General features: G+C 73.0%; 16 protein-coding genes, 4 tRNA genes and 1 pseudogene. 16 read left to right on the top strand and 5 right to left on the bottom strand.

Features of this window, described 5'->3' with window-relative positions:
• Positions 1-3: 3 nt before the first annotated feature.
• Positions 4-287: pseudogene (locus tag ACU616_RS05185) on the bottom strand (transposase); the annotation flags it as partial.
• 338 nt (positions 288-625) lie between these two features.
• Between ACU616_RS05185 and mobF the strand changes: the two are divergent.
• The 4 genes from mobF (at position 626) to ACU616_RS05165 (ending at position 6,526) form a co-directional block, all read left to right on the top strand.
• On the top strand, positions 626-4,297 hold the full coding sequence (mobF, locus tag ACU616_RS05180; protein WP_446761452.1) for a MobF family relaxase: 3,672 nt from the start codon (positions 626-628) through the stop codon (positions 4,295-4,297).
• A gap of 335 nt (positions 4,298-4,632) precedes the next feature.
• The gene (locus ACU616_RS05175) at positions 4,633-4,878 is read left to right on the top strand and encodes a helix-turn-helix domain-containing protein (protein ID WP_446757411.1); all 246 of its coding nucleotides are present in this window, start codon (positions 4,633-4,635) and stop codon (positions 4,876-4,878) included.
• Between the two features lie 239 nt (positions 4,879-5,117).
• Positions 5,118-6,236 carry a tyrosine-type recombinase/integrase gene (locus ACU616_RS05170; RefSeq protein WP_446757410.1) on the top strand — a complete coding sequence of 373 codons (1,119 nt, stop codon included), beginning with the start codon at positions 5,118-5,120 and terminating at the stop codon, positions 6,234-6,236.
• 11 nt (positions 6,237-6,247) lie between these two features.
• Entirely contained in the window at positions 6,248-6,526 is a 279-nt protein-coding gene (locus tag ACU616_RS05165) for a hypothetical protein (protein ID WP_446757409.1), read from the top strand.
• A 1,021-nt stretch (positions 6,527-7,547) separates the two neighbouring features.
• Here the strand turns inward: ACU616_RS05165 and ACU616_RS05160 are convergent.
• Entirely contained in the window at positions 7,548-8,039 is a 492-nt protein-coding gene (locus tag ACU616_RS05160; RefSeq protein WP_446757408.1) for a YajQ family cyclic di-GMP-binding protein, read from the bottom strand.
• A gap of 90 nt (positions 8,040-8,129) precedes the next feature.
• Between ACU616_RS05160 and ACU616_RS05155 the strand changes: the two genes are divergently transcribed.
• Positions 8,130-8,211 (top strand) — tRNA-Tyr (locus ACU616_RS05155).
• A 58-nt stretch (positions 8,212-8,269) separates the two neighbouring features.
• On the opposite strand, the gene ACU616_RS05150 is transcribed toward ACU616_RS05155, so the two are convergent.
• Entirely contained in the window at positions 8,270-8,713 is a 444-nt protein-coding gene (locus ACU616_RS05150; RefSeq protein ID WP_446757407.1) for a pilus assembly protein TadG-related protein, read from the bottom strand.
• Between the two features lie 599 nt (positions 8,714-9,312).
• On the opposite strand from ACU616_RS05150, the gene ACU616_RS05145 reads away from it, so the two are divergent.
• The 7 genes from ACU616_RS05145 (at position 9,313) to ACU616_RS05115 (ending at position 14,684) form a co-directional block, all read left to right on the top strand.
• A complete protein-coding gene (locus tag ACU616_RS05145) occupies positions 9,313-11,787 on the top strand; it encodes a putative bifunctional diguanylate cyclase/phosphodiesterase (protein WP_446757406.1) in 2,475 nt (824 codons plus the stop codon).
• 95 nt (positions 11,788-11,882) lie between these two features.
• Positions 11,883-11,955: transfer RNA gene (locus ACU616_RS05140), tRNA-Thr, on the top strand.
• A 44-nt stretch (positions 11,956-11,999) separates the two neighbouring features.
• A tRNA-Met gene (locus tag ACU616_RS05135) sits at positions 12,000-12,073 on the top strand.
• A gap of 106 nt (positions 12,074-12,179) precedes the next feature.
• Positions 12,180-12,344, top strand: coding sequence for a 50S ribosomal protein L33 (gene rpmG, locus ACU616_RS05130; RefSeq protein WP_055764573.1), 165 nt, complete (start codon positions 12,180-12,182; stop codon positions 12,342-12,344).
• Positions 12,345-12,376: 32 nt separating this feature from the next.
• Positions 12,377-12,823, top strand: coding sequence for an FAS1-like dehydratase domain-containing protein (locus ACU616_RS05125; protein WP_446757405.1), 447 nt, complete (start codon positions 12,377-12,379; stop codon positions 12,821-12,823).
• Positions 12,820-13,248 (top strand): MaoC/PaaZ C-terminal domain-containing protein, encoded by a 429-nt coding sequence (locus ACU616_RS05120; protein WP_446757404.1) that lies wholly within the window; start codon positions 12,820-12,822, stop codon positions 13,246-13,248. Before ACU616_RS05125 ends, ACU616_RS05120 begins: the two co-directional genes overlap by 4 nt.
• Entirely contained in the window at positions 13,245-14,684 is a 1,440-nt protein-coding gene (locus ACU616_RS05115; protein WP_446757403.1) for a M1 family aminopeptidase, read from the top strand. The genes ACU616_RS05120 and ACU616_RS05115 overlap by 4 nt, the downstream gene beginning before the upstream one ends.
• A 21-nt stretch (positions 14,685-14,705) precedes the next feature.
• Here the strand turns inward: ACU616_RS05115 and ACU616_RS05110 are convergent, their stop codons facing one another.
• Both ACU616_RS05110 and ACU616_RS05105 read right to left on the bottom strand, forming a co-directional pair.
• Positions 14,706-15,950, bottom strand: coding sequence for a pyridoxal phosphate-dependent aminotransferase (locus tag ACU616_RS05110; protein WP_446757402.1), 1,245 nt, complete (start codon positions 15,948-15,950; stop codon positions 14,706-14,708).
• Positions 15,951-15,987: 37 nt separating this feature from the next.
• Entirely contained in the window at positions 15,988-16,119 is a 132-nt protein-coding gene (locus ACU616_RS05105) for a hypothetical protein (protein WP_446757401.1), read from the bottom strand.
• Positions 16,120-16,323: 204 nt separating this feature from the next.
• Between ACU616_RS05105 and ACU616_RS05100 the strand changes: the two genes are divergently transcribed.
• The 4 genes from ACU616_RS05100 to rplK all read left to right on the top strand — a co-directional run bounded on the left by ACU616_RS05100 (position 16,324) and on the right by rplK (position 18,583).
• Positions 16,324-16,396 (top strand) — tRNA-Trp (locus tag ACU616_RS05100).
• A gap of 150 nt (positions 16,397-16,546) precedes the next feature.
• Positions 16,547-17,098, top strand: a complete 552-nt coding sequence (gene secE, locus ACU616_RS05095; protein ID WP_446757400.1) for a preprotein translocase subunit SecE — start codon at positions 16,547-16,549, stop codon at positions 17,096-17,098.
• Between the two features lie 44 nt (positions 17,099-17,142).
• A complete protein-coding gene (nusG, locus tag ACU616_RS05090) occupies positions 17,143-18,048 on the top strand; it encodes a transcription termination/antitermination protein NusG (RefSeq protein WP_446757399.1) in 906 nt (301 codons plus the stop codon).
• 103 nt (positions 18,049-18,151) lie between these two features.
• The gene (gene rplK, locus ACU616_RS05085) at positions 18,152-18,583 is read left to right on the top strand and encodes a 50S ribosomal protein L11 (RefSeq protein ID WP_446757398.1); all 432 of its coding nucleotides are present in this window, start codon (positions 18,152-18,154) and stop codon (positions 18,581-18,583) included.
• The last annotated feature ends 63 nt before the right edge of the window (positions 18,584-18,646 follow it).

Below are 18,646 nucleotides of genomic sequence, written 5' to 3'. Positions count from 1 at the left end.
TCCCGGCAGGTTCCCCTGCGACAGATAGGCCGCCGCCCGGCGCAGAACCTCGTTCTCCTGCTCCAGCAGCCGGATCCGCTTACGAGCCTCCCGCAGATCCGCGTTCTCCACGGCCGCCGTGCCGGGCTTGACCCGTCTTCGACGTCGGCGGTCTTCATCCAGTTCGTCAGGCACGACTCGCTGATGCCGAAGTCGGCCGCGATCTGCTTCGGGTGCTGGCCCGGCTCGCGGTTGCGGGCGACGTTGACGACGTCGTCGCGGAACTCCTTGAGGTAGGGCTTGGGCACGGTAAATATGCTTCCACCGGCACCTCTGGGCACCACAGACCGTCTCGTAGAAAGGCGGCTGCGTGGCCACGAACCGGCCATCGCGCAGCCCACCGCCTTTCACGTAAGAGGCTAAGCAGTCGTCATCCTGCTCGCGAGCAGCAATCGCCATAAGCGACCAACAGGCTGACACGCGCGACGACTTGAGGCCCGCAATGATCAACTCATACCGATCGCGGTCAAGTCTTCACTGAAGAACGGCACGCATGCTACCCATAGGGGTAGTCCGGGCCCCGCTTCGCGGGGCCCATCGTCGCTTCTGGGGGTGACGTGTTGGTCATTGTTGGGTGGCGCTGAGAATGCACGGCGGATTGAAGGTCTACGGTGGCGCCGCTTCGGCTGCCCGCCACTACGTGGAGGCCGGCCGGGGCCGGGCCGATGACTACTACCTCACCGAGGGCATCGGGCTCGCCCGGCGCTACACCGCCGGCGGCGGACGGGTGGCCGAGCTCGCTGCGCTGGCTGGCGACGGCTACGAGGCGTGGGTCGCCGGTACTGACCCCGATACTGGTGAGCCGCGCGGTCGGCTGCGCACCGATGACCGGGCGGTGCGGTTCGTCGAGGTGATCGTCAACGGGCCGAAGTCGTGGTCGCTGGCCGCCGCCTTGCACCCCGACGTCGCCGCCGCCTATGACGCCGCGCAGGACCGTGCCGCGGTCCAGGTCATCGGCTGGCTCGCGCAGCACGCGACCACCCGGATCGGGCCGCGCGGTGGGCAGGTGCAGGTGCCGGTGGAGCGCCTGGAGGCGGTGACGGTGCGGCATTACACCTCCCGGGCCGGGGATCCGCACCGGCACCTGCACCTGCAGGTCAACGCGCGGGTGTTCGCCGCCGGGCGGTGGCGGGGATTGCACACCGTGGGCGTGCGGGACTTCCTCGCCGCGGTCAACGGGATCGGGCACGCCGCGGTCGCCTGTGACCCGCAGTTTCGGGCCGCGCTGGCGGCGCACGGCTACACCGTGGACGGAACCGGAGACGTGCCGGAGCTGGCGGCCTACGCTGCGGCGTTCAGCGCCCGGGCGGCCCAGATCGCCCGCAACGTGGATCGGTACGAGCGGGAGTGGATGGCCGCGCATCCTGGCCAGGTGCCGGGGCCGGGGCTGCGGCGGGCCTGGGATGCGCGGGCGTGGGCCGAAGGCCGCCCGGACAAGGTCACCCCACGACCGGGCACCGATCTGACCGCCCGGTGGGTGGGCGAGCTGGCCGCCCTGGGCTACCGCGGCCCGGGACGACCGGTCGCCCTGACCCCAACTCTGGTTGGCGGGCTGGACCGCGACGGAGCGGTCGAGCGCGTGCTGGCCCGGCTGGCCGCCACTCGGTCGGCGTGGAACGCCGCCGATGTCCGCGGCGAGGTCGAACAGCTGATCGCCGCCACCAGCATCGTCATCGACGCCGGCGTGCGCATCGAGCTGGCCGCGGACCTCACCGCCCGCGCGATGACGCGGTGTGTGTCGCTGCTGGACCAAGCCGGGGCTCCTGAACACATCCGGGCGTGGACCTCCCAGCCGGTGCTCGACGTCGAGGCCGACCTGACCGACCGGCTGGCCGCCCGGAGCAGGACCGCCGCTGACGTGGACTGGCCGACGCTGCCGGATGCCGTGCGCGGACGGCTGGATGCGGGTCAGGCGGCGGCGGTCACCGCGCTGACCGGTGACCGGCCCCTGGTCGTCGTCGAGGGCGCGGCCGGGGCGGGCAAGACCACCACCCTGGCCGCCACCCGGGCGCTGCTGCACGCGCGCGGGCGCAGGCTGGTGGTGGTCACCCCAACGCTCAAGGCGGCCAGGGTCGCCGCCGCCGAGGTCGGCAGTCATACCGGGTCGGCCGCAGGCCTGGCCCACCAGTACGGCTGGCGCTGGAGCGACCACGGCGCCTGGACCCGGCTGGCCCTCGGCCAGGTCGATCCGGTCACCGGCGTGCCCTACACCGGCCCCCGGGAGGCGGCGCGCCTGGGCGCAGGGGACCTGCTGGTGGTCGACGAGGCCGGGATGCTCGACCAGGACACCGCCCGCGCACTGCTGACCGTCGCCGACGAGGCCGGAGCCCCGCTGGCGCTGCTGGGCGACCGGCACCAGCTGGCCGCGGTCGGCCGCGGCGGAGTGCTGGACCTCGCTGTGCGCCGGGTCGACCCAACGGCGCACTTCACCCTGGATGCGGTGCACCGGTTCACCCGCACCGACCAAACAGGCCAGACCACCCCAGATGTCGAGTACGCCGAACTGACCTTGGCCATGCGCACTGGGGAGGATCCGGGCGCGGTGTTCGACGCCCTGTTCGCCCGCGACCAGATCCGCGTGCACCCCGACCCGGCGGCGCTGCAGGAGGCGCTGGCCGCAACCGCCGCCGCACACCACGGCGGCGGCGAGCCGGTGGCGGTGGTGGTCGACACCCGCGAGCAGGCCGCAGAGCTGGGCGCCGCCGTCCGGGACCGGCTGGTCGCGGACGGCAGCGTCGACGATCACGCGGTGGTCACCACTCAGGCCGGGCAGCGGATCGGCGTCGGGGACCGGATCGCCACCCGCCGCAACGACCGCGACCTGGCCGTGGCCAACCGCGACACCTGGACCGTCACAGCCGTCGGCCACCACGGCGAGCTGGTGGTCGAAGGCGGAGATCTCGGCCAGATCGAGGGGACCGCCGCAGGTATCACCCAGTCAGCGGTGGACGGTGTCACCCCGGCCGTTGCCGGTGTCACCCCGGCGCGGGCGGGAGAGCGGGTGCTGCCTGCCGGCTACGTCACCTCCCACGTGGAGCTGGCCTACGCCTCGACCGCGCACGGCGCGCAGGGGGACACCGTGTCAACCGGACACCTGGTGGTCGGCGAGCACACCGGCGCTGCCGCTGCTTATGTCGGGATGACCCGCGGCCGCACCGCCAACACCGCCCACCTGATCGCCGCTGACCTGGACCAGGCGCGCGAGCAGTGGATCGCCGTGTTCGCCCGCGACCGGGCCGACCTCGGCCCCGCCCACGCCGCCGAACTGGCCGCCGCCGAAGCCGCCCTCTACGCCACACCCCGCCCGCTCGAGCAGGTGCTGGCCGATCTGCAGCAGGCGTGGACGGTCGAGCAGCGTTGTGTTGAGCGGCTGGCCGTGCTGGAGCCCTGGTGTGGCGACCTGCGCCAGGCCGTGAAACTGGCGGCCGCTCACGGCGGCGAGCTGGCCCGGCTGGAGGACCACGTCCGGCGAACAGCCCACATCGCCGAGCAGGCGGCGCAGGCGGTTGAGGTCGCTGACGCCGTCCTCACCCAGGAGGCCGAGCGGATCCGCGAGCGCTTGCTCGCCGCCTGGGACACCGACCGCGGCGCCGCTCGCGCCGCGGCAAAGGTGGTGCTCGAAGGCCCGGGCTGGTGGGGGCTCAAGCGTGCCCCCGTCGCTCGGGCCGGGGAGCAATTGGCCGGCTGGGCCCACCGGTGGCGCGGGCACCTACCCGACCTGCCCACGGAGGGGGCGCAGCTGGCGCGGGTGGCCGACCGGTTCGACGACCGGCCGGCGCTGTGGCGGGCATTCGACGTCACCGCCCGCCCCGCCGCCGAAGCAGCTCACCCCGACCGCGCCGGGCTGCACGCCACCGCTCGGGCCGCCGTCCGGGCCAACGAACAGGCCCAGGCCGCCCTGACCGACGCCCACCGTCGGTACACCGAGCGGCTGGCCCCGCTCGGGCCGCTGGCCTTCACAGCCGACCCTGCCGGGACGCTGACCCGCTTTGCGGGCTATGCCGCCACCACCCAGCACGAGCTGGCCACCGCCCGGGCGCGCATCGCCGACCTGCGGGCCGATCCGGCCCTTCTCGGTCAGCCGCCCAACCGGCTCACCGCAGCCCGCGACGCCTGGCGTGCCCACTACGCCGCCGAGCGGCAGCGCGCGGCCGTGACGCCGAACCCGGCCGGCTACCCGGCGGGCGTCTCGCGGCCCGAATTCGAGCGCTACGGGCCACGACCGGTACGCGATGTCACCCCGAGCCTGGGGCGGTGAGCCGGGCTGGTCGCCACTGGACGGCGACCGGCCGGGTCAGCGGGCACTGCAGGAGAACTGCACGAGAACTGAAGGACCACGTCGGGACCTGCCGACCACGGGCGGGTCACCGCTGAAGCCAGCCACCCGGACGCCGTCACCGGCGCCGGTCCCGGCGCCGAGCGGTGGCCTGCAGCGCTCCCGCCCCCGGCCCGGCGACGCTCGGAGTGAGGCAACAGGAGGAAAACAGGAGCTCGACCGAAGAAGTTGGCTGTGGCCTGTCAGCAACGGCCCGCGAACGGCGCCTTCCAGGGCTGGACAGCCGCCCCGACCCGTCGAGCCTCTGGAGACCAGCCATGACCGACCAGATTTCCGCCCCTGATCGGACCGCCGAGCTGCTCACCATCGGAGAAGCCGCCCAGCTGCTGCGCGCCCCGGTCGCCACCCTGCGGTACTGGCGCCACCCGGGCACCGGCCCGCACTCCTTCCGGCTCGGCCGCCGCATCGTCTACCGCCGGGACGACCTGGGCAGCTGGATCGACGGACAAGCCGCCTCCGGCTCGGGCACCTCCAGCGGCCCGCTCGACGCACGGCGCCCCTAGCAATCGGCATATCGCGGTGCATCCGCGTTCAAGGACGGCCGACGGCTTGCTCACCCCGAGACGCGAGTGTCCGTCATGCGGCCATCTCCTCGAACGCATCCCTGCCGCCGCCGGTTATTCACCGGGCGGACAGGAGCAGGACGACCCGGGTCGGCACGGGCGCTGACGACCTCCGTGTCGGTGGTCCAGGCCAGAATGCGCAGCTCACGGACAGGTCCGCAGCGAGGAGGCAGTGAGCGGTGGCATCGATCGCGCGACGGTCGGACGGCACCTACCGACCGCGGTACCGGGACGAGAGCGGCAAGGAACACGCTCGCCACTTCAAGCGCAAGGTCGACGCCCAGCGGTGGCTGGACGAGGTCACCGCGGCGATGGTCACCGGCGACTACGTCGACCCCGCGGCAGGGAGGATCACCTTCAGCACGTGGTTCACGGAGTGGTCCGGTCGGCAGGTATGGGAGCGCGGCACGGTACTTGCGGCCCGCCAGGCCGCCGACTCGGTGACGTTCGCCGACATGCCGATGCGCCAGATCCGCACGTCCCACGTGCAGCAGTGGGTCAAAGCCATGTCTCAGCCGGCGAGCACGCGGAGGACCGGGCTGGCACCCAGCACCGTCCGCACCCGCTACAACTACGTCCACATGGCGCTGCGGGCCGCCGTCGTCGACCGCGTCATCAAGGCAGATCCGTCGGCCGGCGTGCCATTGCCGCGGGCGCGCAAGGCCGCTGCGGCCATGACGATCCCCGTCGCCGGGGAGGTGGGGCGGGCACTCGCCACCGCCTCGGACCGGTTCCGGCCGTTCGTCGCAGTGTGCGCCTTCGCCGGGCTGCGCCTGGGGGAGGCCGCGGGGCTACGGCTGGAGGACATCGACTTCCTGCGCCGCACGATCGCCGTCCGTCGCCAGCTGCAGGGCGAGACCAGCGCGACGACCGAGCCCGTGGCGCCCAAGTTCGGGTCCGAACGGGTCGTCTACATCCCGGCCGAGCTCGTCACCCTGCTCGCGGAGCACCTGCGGAGCACCGGTGTCCGGCCGGGGGACTGGTTGTTCTCCAACGCAGGCGTGCCGCTGAACCGCAACTCGGCGGGGCACCAGTGGCGGCAGGTCCGCAAGGTGGCCGGACTCGATGGGTACACGCTGCACGACCTCAGGCACTTCTACGCCAGCGGTCTGATCGCGTCGGGGTGCGACGTGGTGACGGTGCAGCGGGCGCTGGGACACTCCTCGGCCACGATCACCCTCAGCGTCTACTCCCACCTGTGGCCCACGGCCGAGGACCGCACGCGAGCCGCGGTCGGTGACCTGATGGCCGCCGCGCTCCGCGCCACCGACGACGCTCCACGGACCACGTCACTCTGACAGGCCAGGAAGTGCGCACCAACATCCACGTGGACGGCTCCGACTCTTCCTGCGGCTACCTCAAGGGCACGCCGAACCAGCGGCTCGACATGGCGGCGCTCTGTGCCCGGCTCCTGCCCGAGGACGAGATCAACCAGGCCGGCGACGATGAGCCGCTCCGGGTGGTGCGCCAGGAGCCGGGCCTGACGATCGGTGTGATTGAGTGCGCCGCCGCGGCGGGCAGCGGCCACGCCGTCGTGGTCGTGGCAGACGGAGTCCCCGCGCACGAGCAGCAGCCCGGTGCCACGTGACCCGACACGTGTACGTCGACGAGTCGAAGCGGGGCGGTTATCTCCTGGTGGCTAGCATCCACCACCCCGGAGAGCTGCTGACGTAGGTGCGCTCGCTGATGCGTGGGCTGGTCCTGAAGGGTCAGCCGCTGCACATGACTAAGGAGAGCGATCCCCTCCGCAAGGTCATCGCCGCCAGTCTGGTCGGGGCCGGCATCCGGGCGAACGTCTATGACACCAGTCGCCGCTACGGCCGTGAACTGGATGCTCGCCAGGCCTGCCTCCGCGCTGTGGTCGATGACGTCACACCCCATCCCGGCAGCATGCTGATCCTCGAGCAGGACGACTCGCTCCTGGACTGGGACCGGCGCTGCCTCTATGCCCACACGCGAGCTACCGGGACCACCAGCCTGCACTACGAACACCGCCGAGCCGCCACTGACCAGCTGCTGGGCATTCCGGACGCCATCGCATGGTGCTGGGCCAAAGGCGGGACTGGCGACGGCGCATCGCTCCGGTGGGACGTTCATCAGCGCTGTCCAGGCCACATCCCGCCCGGCGGCGCAGCCGTGCGCTGGACTCCACGTTCTGCGAACAGAGCCGCCCAGCTTTTCGGCGCGGTGTCAGCTGCAGGTCAGCCTGACCAACACCGACCGCCGCACCGTCACCCGCCCCCGGCTGGTGCGCCCGGGAGGACGCAACGGTCCGCCGAGGGCCGGCCCTGCACTGTGCCGAGGCGTGTGAGCGGAGGCGTCACAACCCCGGCGGGCAGGCGGTACCCGTCCGACGCACGGCCCGGCCGTTGAGTACCCGATCACTCCGACAGGGGTGGGTGGGCGGACGAACGAGCAGCCACCGGACCGGATCTCTCGGTGTCCATAGAGCCCGCGGCGCCCCGCCCGGGACGGCAGGCGTAACACCACGGCGGGGCTTCCGAGGCCGCCGGGACAGCGCCGTCACGGTCGCGGCAGTCCGCCGACTTGCGGACTGTGTGCGGACTTGACCAGGTCATCACCGCGCTGACCTGCGCGGATACTGTCGGTCAGCGGTAGTTGTCGAACTGCAGGGCGACGTCGAGGTCCTTGCCGCGCAGCAGCTGCTGCACCGTCTGCAGGTCGTCGCGCTTCTTGCCGCTCACGCGCAGCTGGTCGCCCTGGACCTGCGCCTGCACGCCCTTCGGGCCCTCGTCGCGGATGATCTTCGCGATCTTCTTGGCGGTGTCGGACTCGATGCCCTGCTTGATGCGCGCGGAGATCTTGTAGGTCCGCCCCGAGGACTGCGGGTCGCCGGCGTCCAGGGACTTCAGCGAGATGCCGCGCTTGACGAGCTTCTCCTTGAAGACGTCGAGGGCGGCGACCACGCGCTCCTCGGTGTCGGCGGTGACGGTGACGCCCTCCTCGCCGGCCCACGCGATGGCCGCGTTCGTGCCGCGGAAGTCGAAGCGCTGGGACAGCTCCTTGCCGGCCTGGTTGAGCGCGTTGTCGACCTCCTGGCGGTCGACCTTGCTCACGACGTCGAAGGACGCGTCGGCCATCTCTGCTCCATCCCCCCGCGCGGGGCGACCCGGCGCGGGACCCGTCGGGCCGTCGCCGGCCCGTCTTGTACTCTCTCCCCGTGGGACCACGGCGGGTTGCCCGAGTGGCCAATGGGAGCGGACTGTAAATCCGTCGGCTTAGCCTACGAAGGTTCGAATCCTTCACCCGCCACCCCCGTGCAGCGGCCCCCGACCGGCAGGTCGGGGGCCGCTGTCGTGTTCGGGACCGGTCAGGGGAGCGTGGGAGCCCGGGCGCTGGCGACGGCGGTGACCTCCAGGGGCCGGCCGCCGAGGAACAGCCAGCCGAAGGCGATCTCGACCGACCGCGCGCAGCGGACGGTGACCTCCGCGCCATCGGTCTCGGCCGACCAGGCGTCCAGGCCCGTGCCGCCGTCGGCCAGGTGGTCGGCGACCGCGCCGCGGGCGGTCTCGGTGGTCAGCGGCAGCGAGTCACCGACCCCGGTCGCGTAGACGCGTCCCTCGTCGGTGCGGTTGGCCGCGGCCAGCGCGGCGCCGTCGCAGACCGTCTGCACGTCCTGTCGCTCGAGGAAGGCGTCGGACGCCGCGATCGCGCCGAGGGCCGTGAACGCCGCCACGAGCCAGCAGACGAGCACGAGCGGCAGGGCCGAGCCCCGCTCCCGGTCGGCGTCGGCCGCCCCCGTCCCCGCTGGCACGGCGCGCAGCCTAGGGCCGCCGTCCTGTCGAGGACCGCCTCTCCACAGGAGGGTCCGTCCCTCGTGGTCATCCGTCACCTGATGCGGTGACACACGGAAGAGTCAGAGACACGCCCTGTGAAGAGATAACGGCGTGTCACCTTTTGGTCATTCTCTGTGCTTGCCACGCCCGAGTGAGGGCAGCAACGCTCCAGGCGCGGTCCGTGACGAACGACGCTCTGCCCCCGCGCCTCGGTGACAGCCGCACCAGGAGAGCTGTCTTCCATGCCTGAGGAGGCGCCATGAGCACCACCACGTCCACGACCGAGTCCGCGCGCGGCAACCGGTGGAGCCGGGGTAACCGCTGGAGCCGCGGTAACCGTTGGAGCAGGTGACCTCGGAGCTCGCGAGGGGGTGGACGCCGACCCACCGCAACTGCCTCCGAGGGGTGAAGACGGCCCCTGCTGACGCTGTTAGCCTCGGCCGACGTCGCCCATCTAACAGACAGGGTCCCGTTGGCCGAGTCCCAGGCTCCTGTTGCGGAGCACCGCGAGCCCTCGCCTCCGGATCCCGATCAGCACGTCGTGTCTGTACCGCGGCCTTGGTTACCCGTCGGCGGCATGACCCTGCTGGCGGTGGTCCTCGGTGTGCTCGTGCTGTCCTCCGCCCTGACGGCTCCGTCCGTCCTAGCCGTGTCGGCGGTGTTCGTGGCCTTCGTGGTCACCGAGTCGGTGAAGCTGGACCTCGAGGTACGACGGCAGACCTTCTCGCTGACGCCGATCGAGCTGGTCGTCGTCATCAGCCTGGTCGAGATCGGAGGCCTGTGGACTGCCATCGTCCGGAGCGTCGCCGTGATCGTGGTCCTCCTGCGGCAGCAGTACGCACCTCACAAGACCGTCTTCAACGTCGCACTCGCGGTCATGGAGGTGACCGCCGCCGTAGCGGTCCTGCAGCTGTTCCCCGACCGCGACCTCGCCTCGCCGCTGACGTGGGCCGCGCTCGTGGTGGCCGTCACCATCGCCGATGTCGTGTCGGCCGTCTTCGTCGCCGCCATCATCACGCTGACCGACGGTCGACCAGGCCGGCGGTTCTGGGTCGGTGCTCTCGTGCCGCAGTTCGTCGTCGGTCCGCTGAGCGTCGCGGCCGGGGTCGGGGCGCTGCTCCTCACGCGGTCCAACACCTGGGCCTGGCTCCTCATCCTCCCGGTCCTCGTGGCGATGATCGCCGTCTTCCGGCTCTCCGCCTCGGCGTTGCGGGAGCGGCGCACCGTGCAGCAGGTGTACGAGTTCGCGCGGGAGGTGGAACAGGTCAGCTCCCACGGGGACGGCACCCGGCGCATGGTCGAGGCCGTCCGAGAACTCCTCAACGCCGACCGCGTCGCACTCTGGCTGCCGCCCTACCTCGACGAGGCCCCGCGCCTGGTCGTGGTGGGGGACCAGGGGTCCGCGCACTACGAGGGCCCCGGGAACCCCGACGACGTCCTGCGGCGCCGTGCGCTGGAACCGGGCAACACCGGTCCCGTGCTGGTCGCCGAGGGGCGGGCGACTCCCGACGAGGCGGCCGCCCTCGCCCGCCGCGGTGCCGAGGAGGTCCTCGGTGCCCCCATCGCCACGGCCGCCGGTGAGCCGGGCTACCTCGAGGTGTGCGACCGGCGCAGCGACGTCGTCTCCTTCTCCGAGGGCGACCGCTCCGCGCTGGACTCGATGCTCACCCACGTCAACGCGGCCATCCGCCAGCAGCAGCTGCTCACCCAGATCCGCTACGACGCCGACCACGACCGGCTCACCGGCCTGCCCAACCGGCAGCGGCTGGCCACCGAGATCGACCAGGTGCTCACCGCCGACCCCGTCGGCGCCCGGTTGGGCCTGGTGCTGGCCGCCCTGGACAACCACACCGAGATCGTCGACACCCTCGGGCACGCAGCTGCCGACGAGCTGCTGCTGGTCACCGCCGGTCTGCTGCGCGAGCACGCGCCGCCCGACGCCCTGGTGGCCCGGATGGAGGGCGAGCAGTTCGCCGTCCTGCTGCCGGGACTGTCGCTGGCCGCGGCCGAGCGGGCTGCCCGCCGGCTGCGCGAGGCCACCTCCACCCGGGCCCGGGTGGCCGGGCTGGACCTGGAGGTCACGCTCACCGTCGGCGTCGCCGCGGCGCCGGTGCACGGCACCGACTCCGGCACGCTCATGCAGCGAGCCGACGTCGCGCTCCTGGCCGCCGGCGACGGGGGCGGTGGCCGCGTGGCCAGCTACCACCAGGTGCTCGACCAGCAGAGCCTGCGCCGCCTGCAGCTGGGCACCGAGCTCGAGCAGGCCATGGCCGACGGGCAGATCAGCGTGGTCTTCCAACCGATCATCGACGCCCGGACCTCCGACATCGTCTCGGTCGAGACGCTGGTCCGCTGGGCCCACCCGCGTTTCGGGGCCATCCCGCCGGACGACTTCATCCACCTCGCCGAGCAGATCGGCCGGATCGGCCCGCTCACCGACCACGTCCTCGACCTGGCGCTGGCCCGCTGCCGCCGCTGGCTCGACCAGGACATCGCCCTGTCGGTCGCGGTGAACCTCTCCGCCCGGTGCCTCACCGAGCCGGACCTGGTCGAGCGGGTGCAGCGGGCGCTGCGCCGCCACGGCGTCCCCGGCGAGCTGCTCATCCTCGAGCTCACCGAGGGCAGCGTCATCGACGACTCGGTGCGCTCCAGCAACGTCCTGGCCGAGCTGCACGCCCTGGGCCTGCGACTGTCCATGGACGACTTCGGCACGGGTTACTCGTCGCTGTCCCAGCTGCGACAGCTGCCGATCGACGAGGTGAAGATCGACAAGTCCTTCGTGCTGGGGATGTCCACCAGCCAGGACGCGACGTTCATCGCCCGCTCGATCATCGAGCTGGCCCACAACCTGGGCCTCCTGGTCGTGGCCGAGGGCGTCGAGGACGAGCTGACCCGCAAGCTGCTCACCGAGATGGGCTGCGACAAGCTCCAGGGCTTCCTGGTCAGCCGACCGCTGCCCGACGAGCGGCTGGAGAGCTGGCTGCTCGCCCGCACCGGCGTCCGGTCCGTCGCTCCCGGTGCCCAGCACCGCCGGCTGTTCGTCCGCGCCTGAGGGAGGGCCCCGCGCCCCCGCACCCGGGGTCGCGGCGGGCCCCTGCAGGGGGGTCGCAGGGCGTCGGGTATAGTCCTCGACGGCTCTTCGAGCACGCCCCTTTAGCTCAGTCGGCAGAGCGTCTCCATGGTAAGGAGAAGGTCTACGGTTCGATTCCGTAAAGGGGCTCCGACCACCGGTCCAGTCGCGAGACCGGGCCGCGCGGTCCTCCCGGCGGTGTAGCTCAGCCAGGCAGAGCAAGCGGCTCATAATCGCTGTGTCACCGGTTCAAATCCGGTCACCGCTACCCCAGACGGACCCCGGCTCCCCGGGGTCCGTCGCCGTGTCGGCTCCCGCCGCCACGGATCCCCGGCCCGCTGCGGGCCGGTATCGACAAGGCGAGGAGAGCCCCCATGGCAGCCACCGACGTCCGTCCGAAGATCACCCTGGCCTGCCAGGAGTGCAAGAACCGCAACTACATCACCCGCAAGAACCGTCGGAACGACCCCGACCGGCTCGAGCTGAAGAAGTACTGCCCCACGGACAAGAAGCACACGGTCCACCGCGAGACCCGCTGACGCAGGCCGGCGAGGGACGAGGGAGGGCGGGAGTGGCGCTGGACGCAGGACTGGTCGGGCGCGGCTACCCGCCCTCCGCCGTCTACGAGGTGGGCCGCGCGAAGATCGCCGAGTTCGCCGCCGCCGTCGGCGCGGCCGACCCCGCGCACACCGACCCCGACGCGGCCCGCGCGCTGGGCCACCCGGACGTCGTCGCGCCGCCCACCTTCGCCATCGTGGTCACCCTCGGCGCGGCCGACGTCGTGCTGGCCGACCCCGAGGTGGCCCTCGACTACAGCCGGGTCGTGCACGGCGAGCAGCGCTTCACCCACCACCGCCCGATCCGGGCCGGCGACCGGCTGGTGAGCACGACGACCATCGAGGCGGTCCGGAGCGTGGCCGGCAACGACATGCTCACCACCCGGGTCGACGTCACCACCGAGGACGGCGAGGCCGTCTGCACCGCCACCTCCCTGCTCGTGGCGCGGGGGACGGCGTGACCGCCCGGCCGCGCGCCGCCGAGGTCGCCGTCGGCACCGAGCTGCCCGAGCAGACCCACCGGGTGACCCGCGCCGACCTGGTCCGCTACGCCGGCGCCTCCGGGGACCTCAACCCGATCCACTGGAGCGACCGGGTCGCCACCTCCGTCGGCCTGCCCGGGGTGATCGCCCACGGCATGCTCACGATGGGTCTGGCCGCCCGCGCGGTCACCGACTGGGCCGGCGACCCGGGCGCGGTGGTCGAGTACCAGGTCCGCTTCAGCCGCCCCGTCGTCGTCCCCGACGACGAGACCGGCGCCCAGGTCACCGTCCGCGGGAAGGTCGGGGCCGTCCTCGACGCCGGCCGGGTGCGCGTCGACCTCACGGTCACCAGCGGCGGCGAGAAGGTCCTCTCGCTGGCCCGCGCCACCGTCGCCCTGGCATGACCGCCCGGCGGGTGGTGCCCGCCGCCGTCGCGCTGCTCCTGCTGACCGGCTGCACGTCCTTCGCCCAGACCCTCGCCGCCGAGCGGGACGCGGCCGGCCGGGGCGCCGCCCCGTCGTCGCCGGCCGGTGACCAGGAGGGCTGCCCGGGCGGGCGGGCCGAGCCCGACCCCGACCGCCCCGTCGTCGACCTCGACTTCCGGCTCTCCGACGACCTGCGCAGGGTCACCGGAACCGAGACCGTCGTCTTCACCCCGGACGTCGCCACCGGGGAGATGGTCTTCCGGCTGGTGCCCAACGGCCCCGGCGCGGCGGGGCTCGGCAACCGGCTCACCGTCGACGACGTCCGCGGCGACGACGTCGACCGGTCCGGCTACGAGGACGCCGGCGCCGAGGAGCCCGGTGGCCTCTACGTGGTGACGCTCGACGACGGGCTCGGGGCGGGGGAGTCCACCGAGGTGGAGCTGGACTTCACCGTCGCCCTCGGCGAGCGCGGCTTCGAGCGGCTCGGCGCGGTCGAGGGCGCCTCCTGGTGGGCCAGCGGCTTCCCGCTGCTGGCGTGGGAGCCCGGCGTCGGCTGGGCCCGCGACCCGTTCGTCGGCATCCTCGGCGAGACCGCCACCAGCCCGGTCGCCGACACCACGGTCAGCGTCTCGGTGCCCGAGGAGCTCACCGTGCTGATGACCGGTGACCAGGACGAGCCCACCGCGCCCGAGGACGGGCGCCGTACCTGGACCTCGCACGAGCCGGTGGCCCGCGACGTCAGCGTGGCCGCCGGGGAGTTCCGCACCGCCACGCTCACCACCCCGGCGGGCGTGGAGATCACCACCGGGGTGCTGCCGGACGCCGGGATCGGCCCCGGCGAGCTCGCCGACTGGGCCGGCGAGGACGTCACCGCCCTGGCCGACCGCTTCGGCGCGTTCCCCTACGCCACCCTCACCGTGCCGCTGCTGCCCGACGAGGGCGGCGGCATCGAGTACCCGAGCTCGATCCTGCTCGCCGGCGCCGGCCGGGTGGTCCTCGAGCACGAGGTCGCGCACATGTGGTTCTACGGGATGGTCGGCGACTCGCAGTTCCGCGACCCGTGGCTGGACGAGGCGTTCGCCACCTACGCCGAGTCCCTCGACGACCAGGCGCCGCAGGCGGCGCAGGACAGGGCGCTGGCCGTCCCGGGCGACGTCGGCGCGTCGATGGACAAGTTCGACGACACCGGCACCTACTTCGACGTCGTCTACGGCAAGGGCGGCGCCGCCCTGCTGGCCGCCCGCCGGGCCGCCGGCCCGGAGGCCTTCGACGCGGCGCTGCGCTGCTACGTGCAGGCCAGCGCGTGGACGATCGCCACGCCCGAGGACCTGGCCGCGGCCCTGGCCGACCTCCCGGCCGCCCTCGACGTCCTCGTGCGCGCCGGCGCCCTCGACCGGGCCGACCTCCCCGACTGAGCGCCCGGGAGGCCGGCTCCGTCAGCCGGCGCTGCCGAGCAGCCGCTGCATGCGGCTGACGCCCTCCACCAGGTCGTCGTCGCCGAGCGCGTAGGACATCCGCAGGTAACCGGGGGTCCCGAACGCCTCCCCGGGGACGACGGCGACCTCCGCCTGCTCCAGCACGATCTCGGCGAGCTCCACGCTGTCCGACGCCGTCCGGCCCCCGATCGGACGGCCGAGCAGCGCCTTGACCGACGGGTAGACGTAGAAGGCGCCCTGCGGCTCGGGGCAGGCCACGCCGGGGATCTCCCGCAGCATCGACACGATCGTCCTCCGCCGACGGTCGAACGCCGTCCGCATCTCCGCCACCGCCGACAGGTCACCGGTGAGCGCGGCCACCGCGGCGGCCTGCGACACGTTGGCGACGTTGGAGGTGGCGTGCGACTGCAGGTTGGTGGCGGCCTTGACGACGTCGGCCGGGCCGACCATCCAGCCCACCCGCCAGCCGGTCATCGCGTAGGTCTTGGCCACGCCGTTGACGACGACGCAGCGGTCGGCCAGCTCGGGGACGAGGACCGGCATCGACGGCGCGGTCACGCCGTCGTAGGTGAGGTGCTCGTAGATCTCGTCGGTGAGCACCCACAGCCCGGCCTCGAGCGCCCAGCGGCCGATGGCCTCCACCTGGTCGGGCGGGTACACGGCGCCGGTCGGGTTGGACGGCGAGACGAACAGCAGGACCTTGGTCCGCTCGGTGCGGGCGGCCTCCAGCTGCGCCACCGAGACCAGGTAGCCGCTCTGCTCGTCGGCCACCACGGGCACCGGCACGCCGCCGGCCAGCGCGATGGCCTCGGGGTAGGTGGTCCAGTACGGCGCCGGGACGAGCACCTCGTCGCCGGGGTCGAGCATCGTGGCGAAGGCCTCGTAGACCGCCTGCTTGCCGCCGTTGGTGACCAGCACCTGGGCCGGGGTGACCGACAGGCCCGAGTCCCGGGCGGTCTTGGCGACGATCGCCTCCTTGAGCGCCGGCAGCCCCCCGGCCGGGGTGTAGCGGTGCATCGCCGGCTGGCGGCAGGCGGCGACGGCGGCCTCGACGACGTAGTCCGGCGTCGGGAAGTCCGGCTCGCCGGCCCCGAAGCCGATGACCGGCTTGCCCGCCGCCTTGAGCGCCTTCGCCTTGGCGTCGACCGCGAGGGTCGCGGACTCGGCGATGGACCCGATGCGCCGCGACACGCGGCGCTCGGCGGGGGAGAGGGTGGCGGACTCCGACGGGGAGACGGCGGTCATGTCCCCATCATGTCGGAGGACGCCCGGGTGGGCCCCGTCAGTCCGCGGTCCGGCAGTCCACGGTCCGGCGCAGCCGCACGTGCGGGACCGACGTCGCCGCCACCACCTCGACCGTCCGCCACGCGCCGCGGTCGAGTGCCGTGCCGTCGAGGAGGCGCTCGCCGACCACGCTGGACCCGTCGCACCCGTCCGGAGGGGCGCCGGCCGGAGCGCGGTCACGGGCGCCGGTCGCGGTCCCGTACACTGGCGGCCCTGGGGTGATCGACCCCGCCACCGGCGTGCCTCCGATCCCGGGGGGACCGCGCCGGACGGCGGGCCAGGCCGCCCCGGGGCAGCCCGGAGCCGCCGCCCGCGCGGCGCGCTCCCGGGCACTAGGGGTGTAGCTCAATTGGCAGAGCAGCGGTCTCCAAAACCGCAGGCTGCAGGTTCAAGTCCTGTCACCCCTGCCCGTGCCGCCGGCCGTGCCGGTGGGCAGCACGACCCGGCACCGACCGTGCGCCGGCACGGACGGCGCCGCACGGGACGCACCAGCCCGTGACGCACCAGACCCCAGGGCCCGACACCAGCGGCCACCACCACGACGCGAGCGAGGCGCAGTGAGCGACGAGAAGCCGGGCCGCGGGGAGGACCCCCGCACCGCCTCCGACGCCGAGCTGACCGACGAGCAGCTCGACCGGGAGGCCCCCGGCGTCGAGGACGCCGCCGAGCTCGAGGCCGCCGAGGCCGAGATCGCCGCCGAGGCCGAGGCCGACGAGCAGAAGGTCGTGCCCGCGCCCACCCGCCGGCGCGGTGGCCGCATCGCCGCCGGCGACGACGACGAGGACGGGACCGCCGCACCGCGCACCCGCCGTGCCGCCCGCGGCAGCGGCGCCGCCGGCAGCCGTCCCGCCGGCCGCGCGACCGAGGACGGCGGCACGCGCTCCCGGGCCGCCGCCCAGCGCGCCCGGGCCACCGAGGTCCGTCAGCGCCGCAGCCTGCGCCGCTTCCTCCGCGAGGTGGTCGCCGAGCTGCGCAAGGTCATCTGGCCGGGCCGTCGCGAGCTGGTCACCTACACCACCGTCGTGATCCTCTTCGTGGCCTTCATCGTCGCGCTGGTCGCGGGCCTGGACATCCTCTTCGCGCAGGGCGTGCTCGCCGTCTTCGGCTGACCCGCCCCCGCGCCTGCACGCACCCCGACAAGGAAGAGAACCCCGTGACCGACCCCCGCGAGCCCTTCGACACCGACAGCGACGTCGAGGCCATCGACCTCGACGACCAGCGGATGGACGTGCGCGGCAGCGTCGACCTCGAGACCGGCGCCGGCGAGACCGGCTCCGCCGAGGGCTCGGTCGACACCTCCGGCCAGGACACCGCCACCGGCGTCGCCGACGTGACCCCGGTGGTCGAGAGCGGCGGCCGCGACAGCCTCGTCGGCGACCCGCTCGCCGCGCCCGCCCCCGACCACGACCCGATCGTCACCGAGGCGCTGGCCGAGGCAGCGGCCGAGGACGAGGACCCGCGCGAGACGCTCAAGCGCACCCTGCGCACCCAGTTCGGCGACTGGTACGTCATCCACTCCTACGCGGGCTACGAGAACAAGGTGAAGACCAACCTCGAGTCCCGCATCCAGTCGCTGGACATGGAGGACTACATCTTCCAGATCGAGGTGCCCACCGAGGAGGTCACCGAGATCAAGAACGGCAAGCGCACGCAGGTCAACCGGAAGAAGCTGCCCGGTTACCTGCTCGTCCGCATGGACCTCAACGACGAGTCGTGGGGCGCGGTCCGCAACACCCCCGGCGTCACCGGCTTCGTCGGCGCCACCTCCCGGCCCTCGCCGCTGTCGATCGACGAGGTCGTCAACCTGCTGGTCCCGGCGACCCCGCCGCAGGCGGCCAAGGTCGCCGAGACCGCCTCGCCGGCCGCCGCCGCGGCGCCGACGACCGTCGTCGACTTCGAGATCGGCGAGTCGGTGACCGTCATGGACGGCCCCTTCGCCACCCTCCCGGCGACGATCAACGAGATCAACGCCGAGCAGCAGAAGCTGCAGGTGCTGGTCTCCATCTTCGGCCGGGAGACGCCGGTCGAGCTCTCGTTCACCCAGGTCGCCAAGTTGTAGGACCTCGGTGCCCCCCACCCCACGCTCCGCGCGGGGCGGGGTCCCTGCACCGAGGCCTTCCAGCCCGGACCACGACGTCCCAGTCAGACAGAAGGAAGAAGTCATGCCCCCCAGGAAGCGGTTGACCGCGGTCATCAAGCTCCAGATCAACGCCGGTGCGGCCACCCCCGCCCCGCCCGTGGGTCCGGCGCTGGGCCAGCACGGCGTCAACATCATGGAGTTCTGCAAGGCGTACAACGCCGCCACGGAGTCGCAGCGCGGCAACGTGGTCCCGGTCGAGATCTCGGTCTTCGAGGACCGCTCGTTCACCTTCGTCACCAAGACGCCGCCGGCAGCGCGCATGCTGCTCAAGGCCGCCGGTGTCGAGAAGGGGTCGGGTGAGCCGCACAAGACCAAGGTCGCCACCGTCACGCGCGACCAGGTCCGCGAGATCGCCCAGACCAAGATGGCCGACCTCAACGCCAACTCGCTCGACGAGGCGGAGAAGATCATCGCCGGCACCGCCCGGTCGATGGGCATCACCGTCCAGGGTTGAGACGGAAGCCGCCGGACGACGGCGGCGTTGCACCACCGGGTCCGCACGGACCCGTCTGCGCAC

It is taken from the genome of Geodermatophilus sp. URMC 62, from assembly GCF_052931475.1.
Note: the sequence above shows the minus strand (reverse complement) of the source record. Positions and strands in the feature narration are given on the sequence as shown.